Below are 18,147 nucleotides of genomic sequence, written 5' to 3'. Positions count from 1 at the left end.
ACGGCCATGAAGAAATTTTTGAATTCGGTCGATACGGTGCTGACCGAGAGCCTCGACGGCTTCGTTGCCGCGCATGCCGATATCCTGGCGCTTGGCGAGGAACACAAATTTGTCCGCCGCAAGCTGCTCACACCGGGCAAGGTGGCGCTGATCTCCGGCGGCGGCTCGGGTCACGAGCCGCTACATGGCGGGTTCGTCGGGCACGGCATGCTGGATGCGGCCTGCCCCGGCCAGGTATTCACCTCGCCAACGCCTGACCAGATGATGGCGGCGGCCGAAGTCGTCAATACGGGCGCCGGCTGCCTGTTCATCGTCAAGAACTACGAGGGCGACGTGATGAATTTCGACATGGCCGCTGAAATGTCGGAAGGCGTGATGCAAATCGTGACCAATGACGACGTTGCGGTCGAAAACTCGTCCTACACCACCGGCCGGCGCGGCGTCGCCGGCACGCTGGTGGTCGAGAAAATCGTCGGCGCGGCGGCCGAACAAGGCATGGCACTGGAGCCGTTGAAGGCGCTCGGCGAGCGCGTCAACGGCGCGACGCGCTCGATGGGCGTGGCGCTGACCAGTTGCACCGTGCCGGCGGCGGGCAAGCCGACCTTCAATATCGGCGATGGCGAGATGGAGTTCGGGGTCGGCATCCACGGCGAGCCTGGGAGGCGGCGCGACACATTGAAAAGCGCCGATGCTATCGCCGAGGAGATCTGTACCGCAATCCTGGGTGACCTGGGCGACGGTGCCAGAGGCCAGGCGCTACTCTTCGTCAACGGCTTTGGCGGCACACCGTTGATGGAGCTTTATCTGATGTACAACAGCGCCCGCAAAATCTTCGAGAAGCACGGCGTGACGGTGACCCGGTCGCTGGTCGGGTCCTATGTGACCTCGCTCGACATGGCCGGCTGTTCGATCACGCTGAGCATGCTCGACGACGAGGCGGCTGTTTGGTGGGATGCACCGGTACATACGGCCGCGCTGCGCTGGGGCATGTAGCGGCGGAGAATGCCCCAGAAATAGTCGGTGACAAGACCGGTATCGGCAACGCCGCGCATCGCCAGACAGTTGCCCTCCTCACCCTGCGTAAGATAAAGAATCTGCGGGTTTGGGGAGTTCGAGCATGCGTTACAATTGGGATCGGGCGCCGACGGGTTTCGAGCGCCATGGAAAGGTGCTGGCAGCCGCCTTGCTGATCGTCGGCGGGGTCGGACTTATGCTCGCTGCCCTCCCGCTTTAGGGACAACAAACTCGGGTAGCGGACTACGTCTCAGCGCGTTGCCTCAGTGCGCCTGGCCAGTCACGGCGATGAAACGGCGGTCGCGCCCTTCAAATCCCTGGCTGAAGCGCTGCACGAGCACCGCAAGCACGCCCGGTTTTCCATCCGGGGTGAATGCGTAAGATTCCGACAGGCTGTAGGAAGTCGGGCAATTCCTCGAACCGGGCACCGCCTTGTCCTCATGCAGCAGCTTGATCGGCTTGCCGTCCTGACCCTGCAGCGTCAGGCGAAAGCCGAGCGCCTTGCCGGTCGTTTCGCCTTGCTGCGTCGCGTCGAAACTCGCTGAACAATCCGCCGTGCTGTCGGCACGGATCTGCTCGAGCTGGATGGTGCCAAGCTCGTCATAGGCCGGCGAAAGCCATTTTTGCGAAACCTGCTCGAGGCGCGCAATGTCATTGTAGGCGACCATGTCGTCGGGAAAGGTGAACCTGTCCAAGGCAGTCCGCTCGCCGCGCGGCGCGATGGCATATTTGGCCAGCAAGGGCGCCGCCAGTTCGGCGGCCTGTGCCCTCGCCTGCGCAAGCGTCAATGTCGAATCCTCCGTCTCGTCGGCGATGACGATCGGCTTGCCGCCGACGAACTCATCGGTCCGCGTGTCGATGATCTCGATCTCCGACCAGCCCGAATCCGAAGCACCGGCATCGAGCGTGCCGTACTGTTCGAAGGCGAAGTAGTTGCCGTCTGGCGAAAAGCCGATGACGCGCCGGGCCGCCGCGTCGCCTGCCTGAGCAGCTGAAGCGAGCACCACCGCCAGCGTCGCAACCGCGGCAAACCCAAGCTCATATCGCAATTTCATCGCGCCCTGCCCCTAATGCCGAAAATTCGAACGATACCGGCCCCCAGACCACCATGACCCGCACTTGCGGCCAAGTTAGAACGACAGCAAACGAAACGCACAAATACATGGTTGCACAAACCAGCATACGCTATTTCAAGGACAGCAAACATTCCTGGGGAGGAAGCTGGATGGCGTCACGCTACCACGAGGTCTATGACGGCTGGAAACGCGACCCGGAAAAATTCTGGGCCGATGCCGCCGGCGCAATCGACTGGTTCTCGCCCTTCGAGACGGTGTTCGACGCCAATGCCGGCGTCTATGGCAGGTGGTTCGTTGGCGCCTCGTGCAACACCTGCTTCAATGCCGTCGATCGTCATGTGGCGGGCGGCCGTGCCGACCAGATCGCGTTGATCCATGACAGCGCGATTTCGGGCACAATCAGGAAATTCACGTATGCCGAGTTGAAGCGCGAGGTGGTCGCGCTGACCTCGGTGCTCAAGAATCGTGGCATCCAAAAAGGCGATCGCGTCATCATCTACATGCCGATGGTACCGGAAGCAGCCTTCGCAATGCTTGCCTGTGCGCGGATCGGCGCCGTGCATTCGGTGGTCTTCGGCGGCTTTGCCTCGCATGAGCTCGCCACCCGCATCGACGACGCCAAGCCGAAGCTGATCATCTCCGCTTCCTGCGGCCTGGAGCCAGGGCGCGTCGTTGCCTATAAGCCGCTGCTCGACAAGGCGATCGAGATGTCGCGGCACAAGCCGGAAAGCTGCCTTATCCTGCAGCGCGACCAACTGCGCTGCGAACTCAGGGAAAACCACGATATCGACTATGCCGACGCCGTGGCGCGGGAGCGGGCCGCGGGTGCCAATGTCGACTGTGTTCCGGTGCTTGCCACCGATCCGCTCTACATCATCTACACGTCGGGCACGACCGGCCAGCCGAAGGGAATCGTGCGCGACAATGGCGGCCATATGGTCGCGCTGAAATGGTCGATGGAAAACGAGTTCGGCGTCAAGCCGGGCGAAGTGTTCTGGGCGGCTTCCGATGTCGGCTGGGTGGTCGGCCATTCCTATATCGTCTACGGCCCGCTGCTGCATGGCTGCACAACGATCCTGTTCGAGGGCAAGCCGGTCGGCACGCCCGATGCCGGCACCTATTGGCGTGTGATCGCCGAGCATGGCGTCGTCGCGCTGTTCACCGCGCCAACCGCCTTTCGCGCCATCAAAGGACAGGACCCGAAGGGCGAATTCGTCCCGAAATACGACCTGTCCAAATTCCGGACGCTGTTCCTCGCCGGCGAGCGCGCCGATCCGGAAACCATCAAATGGGCGGAGCAGAAATTGACCGTGCCGGTGATCGACCATTGGTGGCAGACCGAGACCGGCTCGCCGATGACCATCAACCCCGCCGGACTGGGCCTGCTGCCGGTCAAATACGGCTCGCCCGGCGTGCCGATGCCCGGTTATGACATCCGCGTGCTCGACGATGCCGGGCATGAGGTCAAGCGTGGTACGCTTGGAAATGTCGTGGTGAGATTGCCGTTGCCCCCCGGCTGCCTGCCGACGCTGTGGAATGCCGACGAGCGGTTTCGCCAAGCCTATCTCGACGAGTTCCCCGGCTTCTACAAAACCGCGGATGCCGGCATGATGGACGAGGACGGCTATCTCTATGTCATGGCTCGCACCGACGACATCATCAATGTCGCCGGCCACCGGCTATCGACCGGCGCCATGGAGGAGGTTCTGGCCGCGCATCCCGACGTCGCCGAATGCGCCGTCGTCGGTATTGCCGATGCTATGAAAGGCCAGGTTCCACTCGGCTTCGTCGTGCTGAATGCCGGCGTCGACCGCGACGCCGGCATCATCGAAAACGAGGTTGTCACCCTGGTGCGCGAACGGATCGGCCCGGTCGCTGCCTTCAAGACGGTGGTGACGATCAAGCGCCTGCCGAAGACGCGCTCCGGCAAGATCCTGCGCGGCACCATGCAGAAGATCGCCGACAAGGAGGAATGGACCATGCCGGCAACGATCGACGACCCGGCCATCCTCGACGAGATCACCGCCGCGCTGAACCGCCGCGGCATCGGCCTGTAATGGGCGCCGAAGCCGAGTTGCGTCCGAAGCTCCGGTATGGAACGACCGGCGCCGGACGTGGTATCCACGCGCGGTGTCGTCATGTTGTTTCGGAATCGAGACGCACCCACAGCCATGCGAGACGCCATACGTGACCCTGTTCCAGCGATCGAGAAAGCCCCAGGCCGCGGCACGCCAGCGGCTGGAGATCGATATGCGGGGCGCAGTCGTCTATGCGATCGGCGACGTGCATGGCTGCTACAAGGAACTCCGCGCCCTGGAGCAGAAGATCGTGCTCGATTCGGCGCCCTTCGAAGGGCGCAAGCTCATAATCATGCTTGGCGACTACGTCGATCGTGGACCCCAGTCGGCGCGTGTGCTCGATCATCTGCTGGCGCCACCGCTCCGTGATTTCCAGCGCATCTGCCTTGCCGGCAACCACGAAGTCGTGATGCTGAACTACGTCGACGGGATCATTTCGAGAGAGTCGTGGCTGGCGATAGGCGGCCTGCAAACGCTGTTTTCCTACGGCGTCGACCCGTCGCGCATGGCCGATCTCTATGGGTCAAGCGAGGAGGTCGACAAGCGCATTCGGGAAGTCATTCCAGCCGACCACATTAGCTTCATGCGCGCGCTGCCGGTCATGGTCTGTTCGGCGAAATTCGTGTTCGTGCATGCCGGCATCAGGCCCGGCATCGAGCTGGCCGCGCAGGACGAGGACGACCTGCTGAATATCCGTTCGGACTTCTTCGACGCTGCGCATCTTCTCGACCGCTATGTCGTGCACGGACATACGCCGGTCGACACTCCGAAGCTCGAGGGACGCCGGCTTGGCATAGACACCGGCGCCTTCCAAACCGGCCAGCTGACCGCCCTCAGGATCGTCGACAACCGCGCCAGGTTGATATTTTCCTGAGCGCGATGTCGTCGCTCAGGCGGCTGCCCTGGTGCGCGCTTCCGATTTTTCCAGATAGTAGCTCGAATATTTGTCGAAGAATTTTTCCGAGCCGCCGATCGCGCCATATTTGGCCAGCTTCTTCAGTTCGACCTTGTTCAGCACCGCGCCAATGATCTTCTTGGCGATGTAGGGCTCCGAGCTGAGCATGGATTGCACCATCGCACGCGGCGTGCGTCCCCACTCGGTGACCAGCACGAAGCCGTCGACAAGCGGAGCGAAGGCCTTGGCGTCGACGACAGGCCCGAGCGGCGGCAGATCGACGATGATGTATTCGAAGGTTTCCTTGGCGTTATCGATGAAACGCCGCATGCCGGCTGAAGACAGAAGCTCGCTGGTATGCGAAAACTGGCCACGCAGGACGGCCGGGATGATAGCCAGCTTGGTCTGCCGGTCGATCTTGCCGACCGACTGCCATGTCTGCCCGCTCACCACAGCTTCCATCAGGCCCTGCTCGGCCTCCATACCGAGGCTGCGGCTGAGGCCGGGATTGCGCAGGTCGCCATCGATCAGCAGCGTTTTCGATCCGTTGACGGCAAGCAGCCCGGCAAGATTGGCCGCCACCGTCGACTTGCCCTCGCCGGGAAGCACCGAGACCACGCCGATGACCCGGCTGCCCTGGCCCTCCATCACGACGTCGAAGGCGATCTTGGCGTTGCGCAGCGTCTCGGAGAACATCGATGCCGGGGCATCGACGGTTACCCGCATCCGCGCACGTTTTTCGGCTGCCGACAATGTTTTGGAGGGCTGGGATTTGGAGGACTTGGCGGTCTTGGATTCAACGACTTTGACGTCAGGCTGACCGCCATTGCGCTGGTCATCCTTGCCAGCCTTGCCGATGACCGGCAGGTAGCCGAGGAATTTGAGGCCCACACGGTCGCGGACATCCTCGCCGGTCCTGAAGAAGCGTTCCCTGAATTCATTCAGGCCACCAACCCCTGCGCCCATCATTATGCCAAGCGCCAGCGAAAGCCCCAGCACGATGGCCGTGCGCGGGGTTGCGGCCGACTGCGGCATCGTCGCGTCCGAGATGACCCGGATCTTGCCGACCGGGAAGGATTGCTGCTGGGCGGCCTCCTCATAGCGGTTCAGGAACGTCTGGTAGAGCGTCGACAGCGCCGTCGCCTTTTGGTCCAGCTCACGCAGCTTGACCTGCGACTGGTTGTCGATGGAGCTCTTGCCAGCCGCCAAGGCGACATTTGCGCGGAGCGCGGTTTCGCGCGCCAGAGCGACCTCGTATTCGTTGCGGTAGCTTTCGGTCAGTTGCTTCAGCTCGCCGAAAATCTGCGCCGATATGTCGGCCTTCTCCTTGGCGAGCGCGACGGCCTGCGGATGTTGCGGGCCGAAATTGGCTTCGACGTCCTGCTGCCGCTTGGCGACGGTGAGATAGCGGTTCTTCAGCGTCGTGATGACGGAGCTGCTCGGCTGGTCGTTCGATATCGCGGCGTCCTTGAATGCATTGTCCGAGCCGCTTTCGACGATCGACTTGTACTGCTGATAGCGGGCGCCGGCACGTGCGGTATCGGCCTGCGCGACGATCAGCTGGGTGTTGAGATCGGACAATTGCTTGTCGCTGATCAGCTGGCCGTCATTGACGGCCAATCCGTGTTCGGCCCTGAACTTTTCGACCGCTAGTGCGGCCGCCTGGGAGCTCTCACGAAGCTCGGTCAGCCGGCCTTGCAGCCAGACCGCCGCCCGCTCGGTCGCGTCGAAGCTGGCATCGAGCTGATCGGCGAGATAGGCGTCGGCATAGGCCTTGGTGATGGCGGTCGCAAGCGCCGGATCCGTCGCCTGGAAGGAGATGCTGATGACAAAGCTTCGGCCGATCCGCTCGGCGTCGAGTTGGTTCTGCAGTTTGAAGATTGCATAGTCGCGGGGCGACGACGATGCGGTGATCGCGTCACGCGTCGCAGCATCAAGCTGAGTGACATCGGTTGTGCTAGCGGCGCGCTTGGGGCGGACAGACTGGATGATACCGCGAACAAAGCCAGCAACCTTCGACAGGGCCGATGTCGGAGGGTTCATGAAAGCGTCGTTCTGATCGAGCTTCAGCTTGTCGACGACCACCCCAGCCAGCCTGGCCGACTGTAGTATTTCGATCTGGCTCAGAACGGCGGAGTCGGTCTGCATGCTGACCGACGCCGCCGAAATGTCGTCGACGACCTTGTTCAATCCTTCGTCGATCAGCACGCTGCTCGTCGCCACATAGGTAGGAGGCGTTGTCTGCAAGTAGAGCACGCCAAGAAAGAGACCGATGACGGCGCAGGCGGCAACCACTTTCGCCTGCCGCGCGGCCATGCCAAGCAGGCGCTCGATGTCGATGAAGTCTTCGGCGTTTGCCACATTTGAAGCCGGCAATGGCGTCCTCTTGTCGACAGGAAAATTGGCATAGTTCATCTTCGGTCCAATTCTAGTTTGCAGGCGCTACCGCCTCGAAGGTCGGGACATAGGGTGCAAACCTTGCGCCGGACAGTGCGCGTTACGCGCGGCGCAACGGCCTGTCCTGCGTCATCAGCCGCACCCACAATGCCTCGAAAAAATGGACATTATGCGGCTTCTTCCCGACGCTGATGCGACCGGACGAATTCCTGCAGCATCTCGAAGATCGGGCCCTTCATGTCCTCCCGCGCCAGCGCGAAAGCGACATTGGCCTGAATGAAACCCTCCTTCGAACCGCAGTCGAACATGCGGCCGTCGAAAGGCTGGGCGAAGAAGGCCTGGGTCTGTGCGAGACGCACCATTGCGTCGGTCAGTTGTATCTCGTTGCCGGCGCCGCGCTGCTGGCTGGCCAGCAACGAGAATATCTCGGGCTGCAGGATGTAGCGGCCGTTGATGTAGAAGTTCGATGGCGCGTTGGCAGGAGCCGGCTTTTCGACCATGGCCGTCACCTCGAAGCCCGTGCCGACATCAGCGCCGCGCCCGACAATGCCGTATTTGCTGGTCTCGGTCGGATCGCAACGCTCGACGGCGATAACGTTTGCGCCAGTCTGCGCATAAAGATCGGCGACCTCGGCGAGACACCCGCGCCCGCCGAAGGACACCATGTCCGGCAAAAGCAATGCGAAGGGCTCGTCACCGATGACTTCGCGCGCGCACCAGACGGCATGGCCGAGGCCTTGCGGCGACTGCTGGCGGATGAAGCTCGTCGCGCCGGCGACGGGAAGCAGGCTTTCAAGCGATTCGAGTTGCGCCTTCTTGCCGCTCTGCTCCAGGGTTCCGATCAGTTCAGGATGCAGGTCGAAATAGTCTTCGATCACCGCCTTGTTGCGGCCGGTGACGAAGACGATGTGCTCGATGCCGGCCTCGAACGCCTCGTCAACCGCATATTGCACGACAGGCCTGTCGACCACCGGCAGCATTTCCTTCGGCATGGACTTGGTCGCCGGCAGGAACCGCGTTCCGAGCCCCGCCACCGGTATGACTGCCTTCCTGACTTTTTTCATTGCATGTTCCTTCTGAGGAGATCGATTTCAACCCTGTCGCAGGCGGCGAAACTGTCTTCATTCACCTGCAGCCCTTCACCTCCCCGCCACTACGGCAAACTGTGCCGCTACCCTTCGCAACCGGACGGCGATCGGCATGCTCATATGCCGAACCGCCGCCGGATCGCTGAGCGCCGTCCATATCGCCTTGAGCGGCGACCGCGCCTTGATGTGCTGGACCAGCGACAGGAATGATGCCGCCCGCCGCAGGCTGCGAGCGCGCCTGGCGAACGCCGCCTCGGCCGCAGCATCCATGGAATGGGCCGCGGCGAAGGTGGCATCGGCCCTGCGCATCGCCTCGACGTGATGAAGTTCGAGCACCCGGGAGATGGAGCCGGTGCGAATGTGGTAGATATAGCCCGTCGTCGGCTCGACCACGCATTTGCCCCCCTTGGCCAGAGCACTGGCCAGGAGGATATAGTCTTCGCCAATGATCAGGCTTTCATCGTAACGAAGCCCGTTCTCGTTCAGGAACCGGCGCTGGAAGATCGGCTTGAGGTAGCCGAGATTGAACCTCGATTCGAAGAGGACATTGCCGCCGATGAAATCCGCCAGCGAGATTGAACCGAGCCCTTCCAGATAGTCGGCCGGGAACATCGTCTCTTCGGCAACGCCATCCTCGCGAACGACCTGCAGATTATCGACCGCGATCTCGGCGCCCGCTTTCTCCGCGCGTTCGATCATGGTGCAGATTCGCCCGGGATAGACCGCGTCGTCCGAATCTAGGACCGCGACCCACCTGCCGCGGGCAAGCTCAAGGCCCGCATTCCTGGCGCCGCCGGGGCCACGGTTTTGCTCGAGCGCGACAACGCGTACGATGTCTTCGGGGTAGGATCTCGCCAGGTCGAGCGTCCGGTCGCGCGACTTGTCGTCGACGACGATGACCTCGACGCTGATATTGCGCTGGGCGACGGCGCTGGCAATCGCCCGATCGATGGTCGCCTCGGCATTGTAGGCGGCAATCACGAAGCTCACGTCAGGCTGCACGCTTGCCCCCTTGCTGCGGCGAAGACAGGCCGTATTGGCGGATTTCACGAACCCCGACGAGGCCGCTGACGACGCCGACATGCATAATGCCGCGAAGCAGGCTGCGGTTCCGGCGTACGGGGTCGATGGCGACCGGAATTGCCGACAGGAAACTGTAGGCGGCCTTTGCCGCGGCAATGCCGACCTGCTTGAGCCGGGCAAGGCCGTGTGCGTTGCGCCCCAGAAGATGACCGTGCGTCTGCCCAACCCGGAACCGGCGGCGGCCGAGCCAGTCGAATGCCGCCCTGGCAGGTGGCACCGCTTCGTCGACCCAAGCCTCCGGCGAAAAGGCGATGCGGCCGCCGGCCTTGACCATCTGGTCGAAGAATTCCGTATCTTCGCCGCCGGTCTGGCCACGTGCCAGGCTGAAGCGCCGGCCGCGCAGGCTCTCAGCGCCAATCCTGAGCAGGACGTTGCAGGTGTAGCCGGTGCGGATTTCGCCGCTCACCCAGACCGGCAAGGTCGAGTGGAAATCGCCTTTGCGCATCCAGGCGGGCGCATCCGGCAGGTAACGGGCTTGCACCGGCCCAAGCACCGTCGCAGCACCTGTTGCTTCTGCCGTCGCCACCAGTTCGGCAAGCCAGCCAGCGGTGGCCGTCTCGTCGTCGTCGATAAAGGCGACGAAATCCGCCGCACTGGTATCGAGGCAAGCGTTGCGCGCGATCGAGATGTTGCGGGCCGGGGCGTGCCGGTAGGTCACCGGCAGCTTCAACTCCCCCGCCAGCTTGGCGACCAGCGTTTCGGCCGTCGGCGTATCGTCGTTGTCGGCGATGACGATACCGACGTCGAACCCCGCAGGCATGTCCATGGCCGCTATGGAGCGAAGCGTGTCGGCAAGCTCCGGCCGGCGGAATGTGCAGACGCAGATATCGATGCTTCGATTTTTCCTGACCGGGTCCATCACGCTACCCCGCGCTGCGGTCGCGGTGCGAGCAGTTGCAGCCAGAAACCGACCGACCAGCCGAAATGCATGACCATTGCCGAGATCCCGGCAAGCGCAATGTCGGCTTTGCGCTGGCTGACGGCGGTCCAAAAGCCGTAGCCGAGGCAGACCGACGCCCATAGCAAAAGCGGCACGGCCGCCAGCCAGTGGACGAAGGAAAAGGCGGCGAGAAGAACCACGGGGAACACCAGAAGCGGCACCATCTGCCGGATCTTCGGGATCATGCGGTGCTTGAGGACGTTCTTCGCCCGGCCACGGCCATAGCCGAGATATTGAAAATAGAGGCCCTTCAGCGAGGAGCGCGGGTAGTAGACCATTTGCGTCTTGCCGGTCATCCAGATGCGGTAGCCGGCCTGGCGGAGCCGATAGTCGAGTTCGGCATCCTCATTGTGGCTGAAGGTTTCGTCATAGCCGCCGACCGCGGTGAAGGCCGATATCCGTATCAGTGCGTGGTGGCCATGATCGACCCATTCCCCCGCCGAAAGATGCCGGTGCTTGGAGCCGCCGGTGCCGAGCCTGGAGTTCTGCGCCGCTGCCGCTGCTTTCTGAACCATGCCGCTGCCACTGGTCAGCATCGAGACGACGACCGAATCCGCACCGGTGGCCTGCGCTTCTTCGACCAGCCGGTCGCAATAATCCGCAGGATAGCCGCCATGCGCGTCGATGCGAATGAGATAGTCGACGCCTTCCCCGAACCTGGCGACGGCGAGATTGATTGCCGCGCTCTGCAAGCGCTTTTCATTGTGCAGCAGGATCACCCGCTGATCTTTTGCGGCGATGTCCGCGACGATCGTCCTGGTGCCGTCCGTGCTGCCGCCATCGGCAACGATGATCACGGCGCCCAGCCTCTCGGCCGCAGGGCGGAGCTCTCGAAGCAACGCGCCGATATGGGCCGCTTCGTTCAGGCACGGAACCACGATCATGCAGGATGGAATTTCGGTTTGCGTCATCGGCAGTCCTTCTATGCCAATGCTTCGGCAGCATATGGACCGGGAGCCGCAGTCAGCCCGCGGAGCTTTTCGACGAGCGCCCGGCAATCGGCGCGGTCGTAGCTCCAGGTGCGCGGATTGCGGGCGAGAACACGCGCCCTCAATGTCCCGAACCGATGCTGCTCCATCGTGCCGACGGCGGCTTCGAGCGCCTCGGGCGCGGCTTCTGGCAAAAGAACCCCTATGCCTTGCCGGTCGAGGAACCGGCCGGTTTCGGTGGCTCCCATCGAAATCGGCACGGCTCCGAAGCGGCAGCCCTCATAGAGCCGGTTGGGCAGCAGCCATTCGGAGTTCAGGCCCTGCTCAAAAAAGTCGATGGCCCAGGAAAAGTGGACCTCGCGGTAGATCGCCGCCATATCCTCGGGATTGCGGTAGGGCCCGCCAAACGAGAGCCAGGGTTCCGATTCGACGAAACCGTGGAAATCGGGAAATTCGGACAGCGCCGGGCGCCCCCTGAGGACGATTTCAAAGCGGCCGTCGAGGCGGCGCGAAAATTCGGCCAGAAGCTCCAGGGAGCGACGGCAGCGAAGCGCCCCGAACCAGCCGATCCGCCAAGGCGGCGCTACGGGGTTCTCCGGCGCCGCGCGGTCATCCAGCGAGGCCGCGGCTGGCTCGAAATACTTGTTTTCGAGCAGTTCGACCGGGGCGGCAATCTGTCCGAACGGCTTGAAATAGTTGGCGATGAAGGCCGGAGAGCTGGTCACCAGAAGCTTCACATCCCTGGCCAGGAAGCGTTCTGCGCCGCGCATCGCCCAGCCCAGCGGATCGTCGCGAAGCAGCAGGCGATGGATATCCAGGCACTCGTAGACGATCGGCACCGTTGCCTGGAAAGCCGACCTGGCGCGGCGGGCAAGCGCCAGCATTTCCAGATTGCGCGCGATAATGAGGTCGGGCCGTGGCATTGAGCCCAGCTTCGAGCCGGTCGAGACGACTGCCTTCATGATCGCGGCCAGACGTTGGGCGAATCGGCCATCACGAGTCGGGCCGAGATCGATCGGCTGCAAGCCCTCGACATCAGCAACTGCGCTTGCCGTACGACGAAAGCCCGCCAGCGTAACCTGGGCGCCGCCTGCCTTGAGCATTATGATCCGCCGGCGCACTGCCGGGTCGGAGACGTCGTGTACCAAGTACAAGACATGCAGCATGAAAACTCGACCGCTGTTGGCCCGCCCGCGACAATGCTAGTACAGCTCTTGCTGCATCGCAACATTTTTGGTTGCAGCGTAGCAAAGATCCCCGTTTTTTGTTGCACTGCAAAATCGATGGGTTAATCTCGCTCTGCTTGGGCCACATGGACCGCGCGTTGGCCTGCCATCGGGCTGCGCGCCAATAATCACGACGCGAGGACCATCCTTGGCGTGCAGCATTTTCGGCCAACCCGCCTGCAATCCGCCCCTTCGCACCCGTCGATGGAAGCACGGGACTACTCACGAAATGAGGTCATTCCATGAAGATCGCGGTTGAAAACACCGTCTGCCTGAATACCGGGGATGCAGCGATTCTCCTGGCGATCCGCCATGTTTTCAAGACGATCGTGCAAGACGATATCCAGTTCTGCGTCTTCGACAGCCAGCCGGAGGTGGCGGCGAGGCTCTACACGAAGAAAGAGTATCCTGATCTCGAATTCCACAAGCTGCTGTCGGAATCGCTGTTCCGCTACAAATACGGCAGCGGGCTGAAGAACCTGTTCAAGCCGATCTACAATCGGCTCGTCCTCAATGCCCTGCGGCGGTTCGGCATCCGCGGCGTTCTCGGGCGTTTGTTCAGCTCAAGCAATCGCCGTGGTCTCGAGATCTACAAAGGCGCCGACCTCGTGGTCACGACAGGCGGAACCTATCTTGTCGAGACTTACAATCTGGAACGGCGACTCAATCAATTCCGGATCGACGCGATTCTGGGCAAGGACCCCGTCTTCTTCACGCAATCGCTCGGCCCGTTCAACAAAAGTTACAATCGCCAGGAGTTGAGCCCAATCTTCGATCGGAGCCCGCTCATCCTGCTGCGCGACGAACGTTCGCGAGGCCACATTGTGGACATGGTGAAAGACCCCGGCAAATGCCACGTCGTGGCCGACGCCGTCTTTGCCCTGGCCGACACCGACAGGATCGGAAAAATTCTGGCCTCCGGCCAGTCGGCGACCGTCACCGGCCGCGTCGCCATTTCCGTCCGTCACTGGAACTATGTCAGCGACGGCGAGGGCGGCATGCGCCGCTACATCGACTCGATCCGTGCGATCGCGACCATCCTGGTCAGGGACCACGCCAAGGAGGTCACCTTCGTCTCCACCTGCCAGGGCGTGCCGGAATACGCCCATGACGATTCCAAGACGGCGCGGGCTATCGTTGCCGAACTCGATCCGGAGATCGCCAAGCATGTCAGCGTGGACGCTTCGTTCCACACGCCGGAGCAACTGATGGCACTGGTGAAAGGCTTCGACTTCGTTGTCGCAACGCGCATGCACATGATGATCATGTCGCTCTGCGTCGGCACGCCGGTGCTGCCGATCGCCTATGAATTCAAGACCAAGGAACTTGCCAAGCGGATCGGCGTCGCCGACCTGCTGCTCGACATCGACACGGTGACGCCCGAGGAAGCGAGCGAGAAGCTCGGCAGACTTACCGCCAATCTCGACCTCTATCGCAGGACGAGCCTTCAGGCAGTGCTTGAGGAGCATGCGTCGGCGATGTCGGCAGGTGAGCTTTTGAGGCCGGTGATTGCCGGCCTAGCGGGCGTTGCGCATGGCGCTGGAAAGCGTGGTGAACAGGGCGCTGCGCGACTGGCGAAGGGCAAGCATGAGGACCAGGCCGATCGAATAATTGACGGCAACCGCCAGGACCACCGCGAGCAGGTCTGACTGGCTGGTCAGCGATGCCGGCAACTCCCGGTACACGGACCAGGCAAGCAGCGATGACGCGATGAAAAGCCCCTGCATGACCAGGAAGTCGGCTGCGGTCACCGGGCCGACCCGGTGGACAAGAACGGCAAGCACCGGGACGCGCAGCACATAGCCGCTGATCGCATAGGCCGCCGCGACACCGACGGCGCCCCAGTGCAGGCCGATGATGAAGGCGGCGACCGTCGTCAGCGACGAGTAGATGCCCCAGTGGAACATGGTCTTGGTCTTGCCCTGGCAGATGAAGATCCAGCCGGTGGTGCTCGAGATGGACTGGATCAGGCTGGCGATGCCCAGCCAGGCGAAGATCGGCGCCACCGCCGTCCAGCGCTCGCCGAAGAGAAGCCCGACGACCTGGTCCGACGTCAGCGTCAGCGCCGCGATGCCGGGCATAGTGATGGCCGCCAGCATCCAATTGGTTCGCACATAGATGTCGCGAAACCGCGCCTTGTCCTCATGGATGCGGCTCAGCAGCGGCACCATCACGCGTGTCAGCGGCTGGTTGATGTTCTGCAGCGGAAACAGCAGGAGCTTGTAGGCGCGGTCATAATAGCCGAGCTCGATCGCGCCCGAATACTTTCCGATCAGGATGTTGTCGAGATTGCGCGAGAAGAAGTTGGCCAGATTGAAGCCGGTCAGATTGGCGCCGAAAGACAATATGTCGGTATCGACCTTCAGGTCCGGCCGCGACGGCGTCCAGCGCGCCACCTGCCATGCCGCGGCCAGCGCGACAACGGCCGATACCGCAGGGCCGATGACCAGCGACCAGTAGCCCAGCCCCGCATAGGCGGCGATTGCGGTAGTCGCAAGTCCGGCAGCAGCGGTTATCACGTCGTTCAGCGCGAGCTGGCCAAAGCGCAAGTGACGGTTCATCAGCGCCAGCGGCACCGCGGCGAGGCTGCCAAGCAGCAGCGGCAAGGCAGAGCCGATGGTGATCCCCACCATGCGTTGATCGCCATAGAAGGCAGCGATGGCGGGCGCCAGGCATGCAACCACCACGGCACTGCCTATCCCCACCAGCGCACTGATCCAGAATACCTGGTTGAGCTGCTCGGTGCTGATATCCTTGCGCTGGACCACGGCCTGTTGCAGGCCAAGATTTTGAAGCAGCCCGACAAAGGCCACGATCGGCCCGACGGAAGCCACCAGGCCGAAATCCTCGGGCACGAGCAGACGCGCAAGCACGATGACGGAGAGAAACTGGATCGCCATCTTAAAGCCTTGCGCGCCGATCGTCACCACGCCGCCGCGCAGGGCGACGCGACCGAACTGGGGGGGCGGGTTGGCGTTCATGCCGGCTGCCTGGCTTCGGCCAGTTGAGCAACGATCTGCGCAAAACGTTCGTTGAGTACGTCCGCGTTGAAATCCTGCTCGATCTTGCGGCGCGCCGCACGTGCGATGCGCTCGCATTTGTCCGGGTTCTCGGCCACCCAGACAAGCTTGCGGGCCAACGCCGCAACGTCTCGCTCCGGTGCGAGGAAGCCTGTCTCCTGATCCTCGATCAGTTCGGGGATGCCCGAGTGATAGGTGCTGACGACGATCAGCCCGGCGGCCATAGCCTCCATCAGCGCCACCGGAATACCCTCGAGATCGCCGTCTCGCGCGGCAACGCTAGGCAGCAGGAATACGTGGGCATTGCGCAGGCGCTGCTTGACCTCGGCGTGCGGACGCGGCCCGAGGAAAGTCACCCGGTCGGCAATGCCGAGATTTGCGGCGAGCTTCTTCAACTCTTCCAGCAATTCGCCGCCGCCAATCACCGAATAGACCCAGTCGCGCCGCGGCAGGCTGGCGAGCGCCCGAAGGGCGAATTCGATGCCCTTCTTTTCGGTCAGCCGGCAGACCGAGATGAAGGACAGCGTGTCCCGGTCCCAGGAACGCCAATGGTAGCCGATCTCACCGGGCCGCACGCCCATATGGTGAACCATGACTTGCGCGGGGGGTGCGCCGACGCCGATCAGGGCGTCGCGGAAAAACGCGTTCACCGGGAGCTGGAGAACGCCCTTGTCGAAGACAACCTTGTAGCGCGTGAGCGTGTTGTCATGCAGCGGTTCGCCAACATCGCGGCCGTGGAATATGGTCACCAGCGGAGCGGAAATCCGGCCTCGTTTCATGGCGCGGGCGACGCGCATGCCGTTATTGCCGAAATGCGCGACGATCACATCGGCGTCCTGCAATTTGCGCGCAAAAGCGATGTCGATAGCGGTCGAGAGCTTATCCCAGAACCTGCCCGACCATCTCCTGAGCGTCGGGCGAAAGCGCCCCAGCCCGCCCCACCAGCAGACGACCTTGCCAGGGAGAGCCTGCCAGCGGCGATCGTCGATGTTGCTGTCCTTGCCGAAGGACGTCTCGTTGCAGACGACGCCGACTTGCATGCCGCGCTCGAGGCACCCTTCTATCTGGTCGAGGACGAAGGTCTCCGACAAAGAGGGGAACTTATCAACTACGAAGCAAATCTTCATCGGATGGACGATCTTTCGAGGCCGGTCGGCGATCTGCTCGCGCGGATGAGGGCTGACGCCCGTCGCTACCGTGCGAGGCGCCTCAAGCGTCTGGTGTTGTGCGTGTCGTTGTCCCAAGGCAGCTCCCACCCCGGTCAGGCGCGAGAGCCGGCTTTTGGGCAACGTGCATGGTTTTGGACGAAATGCATCAGGCGGCACGCTCCAGCGCGCCTTGCCTGGCGTTGTCGAGAACGCGGAGGAAGGTCGCGAACTGGCTGTCGGGGTTCATTTGCGGCCGCTCCGAAAACAGCTGCGCCGCCGCCGACAGCCGATCGTACTCGGCCTTGTCGCTCCATAGTCGCCTGACCGCGGCGACCCAGTCGTCGAGCGGTGCGTCATAGTCGAGCACCACGCCGCCGGCGCCAATCGCTTCCGGCAGGCCGCCGCGACGGGACCCGACGACTGGAATGCCGCTGCAATGGGCCTCGGATGCCACCCGCCCCCAAGCTTCTTCCCATTTGCTGGGCGCCAGCAGGATCTTGGTGCGGCCATAGACGGTCTTCATGTCGCTGGTGCGGCTTTCCAGCCTGACGTTGCGCAGCGGCGCGATGATCCGTTCGATCTGCGCCCGGTGGTCGTCGTCGAGCTTCCAGCTTTCGACGAACAGGAACGGAATTTCGGGGCATTGGCCGGCGATGCGCACGGCGAGTTCGAACCCTTTTTCATTGTAAGGATTGATCAGCGTGACGAATTCACCGGTGGTCGGCGTGCTGTAGAGCCCGGGATTGATGGTCGGCGGGATCACGGTCGAATCGATGCCGAACCTTTCCTTATAGGTGCGCGCAGTGAATTCGGAGTTGGCGATATAAAGCGCCGAATGCAATTCGCGCAGGTCGCCGGCCAGTTCGTGGAATTCGACGTTCCGCAGATAGACCACCAGCGGCACGCCGAGCGCCTGCAGCGCCTTTCCGATCGGCACCGATTTGTGGCACTGCACGACGGCGACATCGGGATCGAGCCGTTCGACCGCGAAGCGCGCCGCCTCCCAGGGAAACCATGCCCGCACGACCGGATAGCCGGGATAGCTGTCGATGACCGCTCGCTGGCGAAGCAGCTTCATCTTGGCGCGCGCCTTGAAGCCGAACATGCCGTCACCGAACAGCGCCGCCAGAACCGAGGCGTCATGACCGTGCTCGCGCAGCTGCTCGACCAGATGATGCGTGCTCGACTGAACGCCACCGCTGAACTGCGGCGTGTAGCCGTTGCCGCCCGCAAACAGAACTTTCATGGACCTG

At 62.7% G+C, this 18,147-nt stretch carries 13 protein-coding genes and 1 pseudogene; 4 read left to right on the top strand and 10 right to left on the bottom strand.

Features of this window, described 5'->3' with window-relative positions; genetic code table 11:
* Positions 1-6 precede the first annotated feature (6 nt).
* Positions 7-993 carry a dihydroxyacetone kinase subunit DhaK gene (gene dhaK, locus NKI25_RS04250; protein ID WP_023676326.1) on the top strand — a complete coding sequence of 329 codons (987 nt, stop codon included), beginning with the start codon at positions 7-9 and terminating at the stop codon, positions 991-993.
* Between the two features lie 284 nt (positions 994-1,277).
* Here the strand turns inward: dhaK and NKI25_RS04245 are convergent, their stop codons facing one another.
* The gene (locus tag NKI25_RS04245; protein WP_023676324.1) at positions 1,278-2,069 is read right to left on the bottom strand and encodes a DUF2259 domain-containing protein; all 792 of its coding nucleotides are present in this window, start codon (positions 2,067-2,069) and stop codon (positions 1,278-1,280) included.
* A gap of 170 nt (positions 2,070-2,239) precedes the next feature.
* On the opposite strand from NKI25_RS04245, the gene NKI25_RS04240 reads away from it, so the two are divergent.
* Together NKI25_RS04240 and NKI25_RS04235 are read left to right on the top strand one after the other, a co-directional pair.
* Positions 2,240-4,147, top strand: coding sequence for a propionyl-CoA synthetase (locus NKI25_RS04240; RefSeq protein WP_352591113.1), 1,908 nt, complete (start codon positions 2,240-2,242; stop codon positions 4,145-4,147).
* A gap of 193 nt (positions 4,148-4,340) precedes the next feature.
* The gene (locus NKI25_RS04235) at positions 4,341-5,042 is read left to right on the top strand and encodes a metallophosphoesterase family protein (protein ID WP_352591110.1); all 702 of its coding nucleotides are present in this window, start codon (positions 4,341-4,343) and stop codon (positions 5,040-5,042) included.
* Between the two features lie 15 nt (positions 5,043-5,057).
* On the opposite strand, the gene NKI25_RS04230 is transcribed toward NKI25_RS04235, so the two are convergent.
* From NKI25_RS04230 to NKI25_RS04205, 6 genes are all read right to left on the bottom strand, one after another.
* Complete coding sequence (locus NKI25_RS04230; RefSeq protein WP_352591107.1) at positions 5,058-7,478, bottom strand: polysaccharide biosynthesis tyrosine autokinase; 2,421 nt, start codon at positions 7,476-7,478, stop codon at positions 5,058-5,060.
* A 149-nt stretch (positions 7,479-7,627) separates the two neighbouring features.
* Positions 7,628-8,524 (bottom strand): UTP--glucose-1-phosphate uridylyltransferase, encoded by an 897-nt coding sequence (locus tag NKI25_RS04225; RefSeq protein WP_023676320.1) that lies wholly within the window; start codon positions 8,522-8,524, stop codon positions 7,628-7,630.
* 75 nt (positions 8,525-8,599) lie between these two features.
* Positions 8,600-9,550, bottom strand: a complete 951-nt coding sequence (locus tag NKI25_RS04220) for a glycosyltransferase family 2 protein (RefSeq protein ID WP_352591104.1) — start codon at positions 9,548-9,550, stop codon at positions 8,600-8,602.
* Positions 9,540-10,490 (bottom strand): glycosyltransferase family 2 protein, encoded by a 951-nt coding sequence (locus NKI25_RS04215; RefSeq protein ID WP_352577813.1) that lies wholly within the window; start codon positions 10,488-10,490, stop codon positions 9,540-9,542. Before NKI25_RS04215 ends, NKI25_RS04220 begins: the two co-directional genes overlap by 11 nt.
* The gene (locus tag NKI25_RS04210) at positions 10,490-11,482 is read right to left on the bottom strand and encodes a glycosyltransferase family 2 protein (RefSeq protein WP_352591100.1); all 993 of its coding nucleotides are present in this window, start codon (positions 11,480-11,482) and stop codon (positions 10,490-10,492) included. The genes NKI25_RS04215 and NKI25_RS04210 overlap by 1 nt, the downstream gene beginning before the upstream one ends.
* 11 nt (positions 11,483-11,493) lie before the next feature.
* Positions 11,494-12,666: a glycosyltransferase family protein gene (locus tag NKI25_RS04205; RefSeq protein ID WP_352591097.1), complete on the bottom strand. Its 1,173-nt coding sequence runs from the start codon at positions 12,664-12,666 to the stop codon at positions 11,494-11,496.
* A 302-nt stretch (positions 12,667-12,968) separates the two neighbouring features.
* Here NKI25_RS04205 and NKI25_RS04200 point away from each other — a divergent pair.
* A pseudogene (locus NKI25_RS04200) lies at positions 12,969-14,021 on the top strand (polysaccharide pyruvyl transferase family protein); the annotation flags it as partial.
* 222 nt (positions 14,022-14,243) lie between these two features.
* Here the strand turns inward: NKI25_RS04200 and NKI25_RS04195 are convergent.
* The 3 genes from NKI25_RS04195 to NKI25_RS04185 form a co-directional block, all read right to left on the bottom strand.
* Complete coding sequence (locus NKI25_RS04195) at positions 14,244-15,707, bottom strand: lipopolysaccharide biosynthesis protein (protein WP_352998207.1); 1,464 nt, start codon at positions 15,705-15,707, stop codon at positions 14,244-14,246.
* Positions 15,704-16,990 carry a glycosyltransferase gene (locus NKI25_RS04190; protein ID WP_352591094.1) on the bottom strand — a complete coding sequence of 429 codons (1,287 nt, stop codon included), beginning with the start codon at positions 16,988-16,990 and terminating at the stop codon, positions 15,704-15,706. Before NKI25_RS04190 ends, NKI25_RS04195 begins: the two co-directional genes overlap by 4 nt.
* 70 nt (positions 16,991-17,060) lie before the next feature.
* Positions 17,061-18,140 (bottom strand): glycosyltransferase, encoded by a 1,080-nt coding sequence (locus NKI25_RS04185; protein WP_023676313.1) that lies wholly within the window; start codon positions 18,138-18,140, stop codon positions 17,061-17,063.
* Positions 18,141-18,147 lie beyond the last annotated feature (7 nt).

The organism is Mesorhizobium sp. M0808, from assembly GCF_040320025.1.
In the GTDB taxonomy this organism is placed as follows: domain Bacteria; phylum Pseudomonadota; class Alphaproteobacteria; order Rhizobiales; family Rhizobiaceae; genus Mesorhizobium.
The sequence above is the reverse complement of the archived record's forward strand: the minus strand, read 5'-3'. Positions and strand labels throughout refer to the sequence as shown.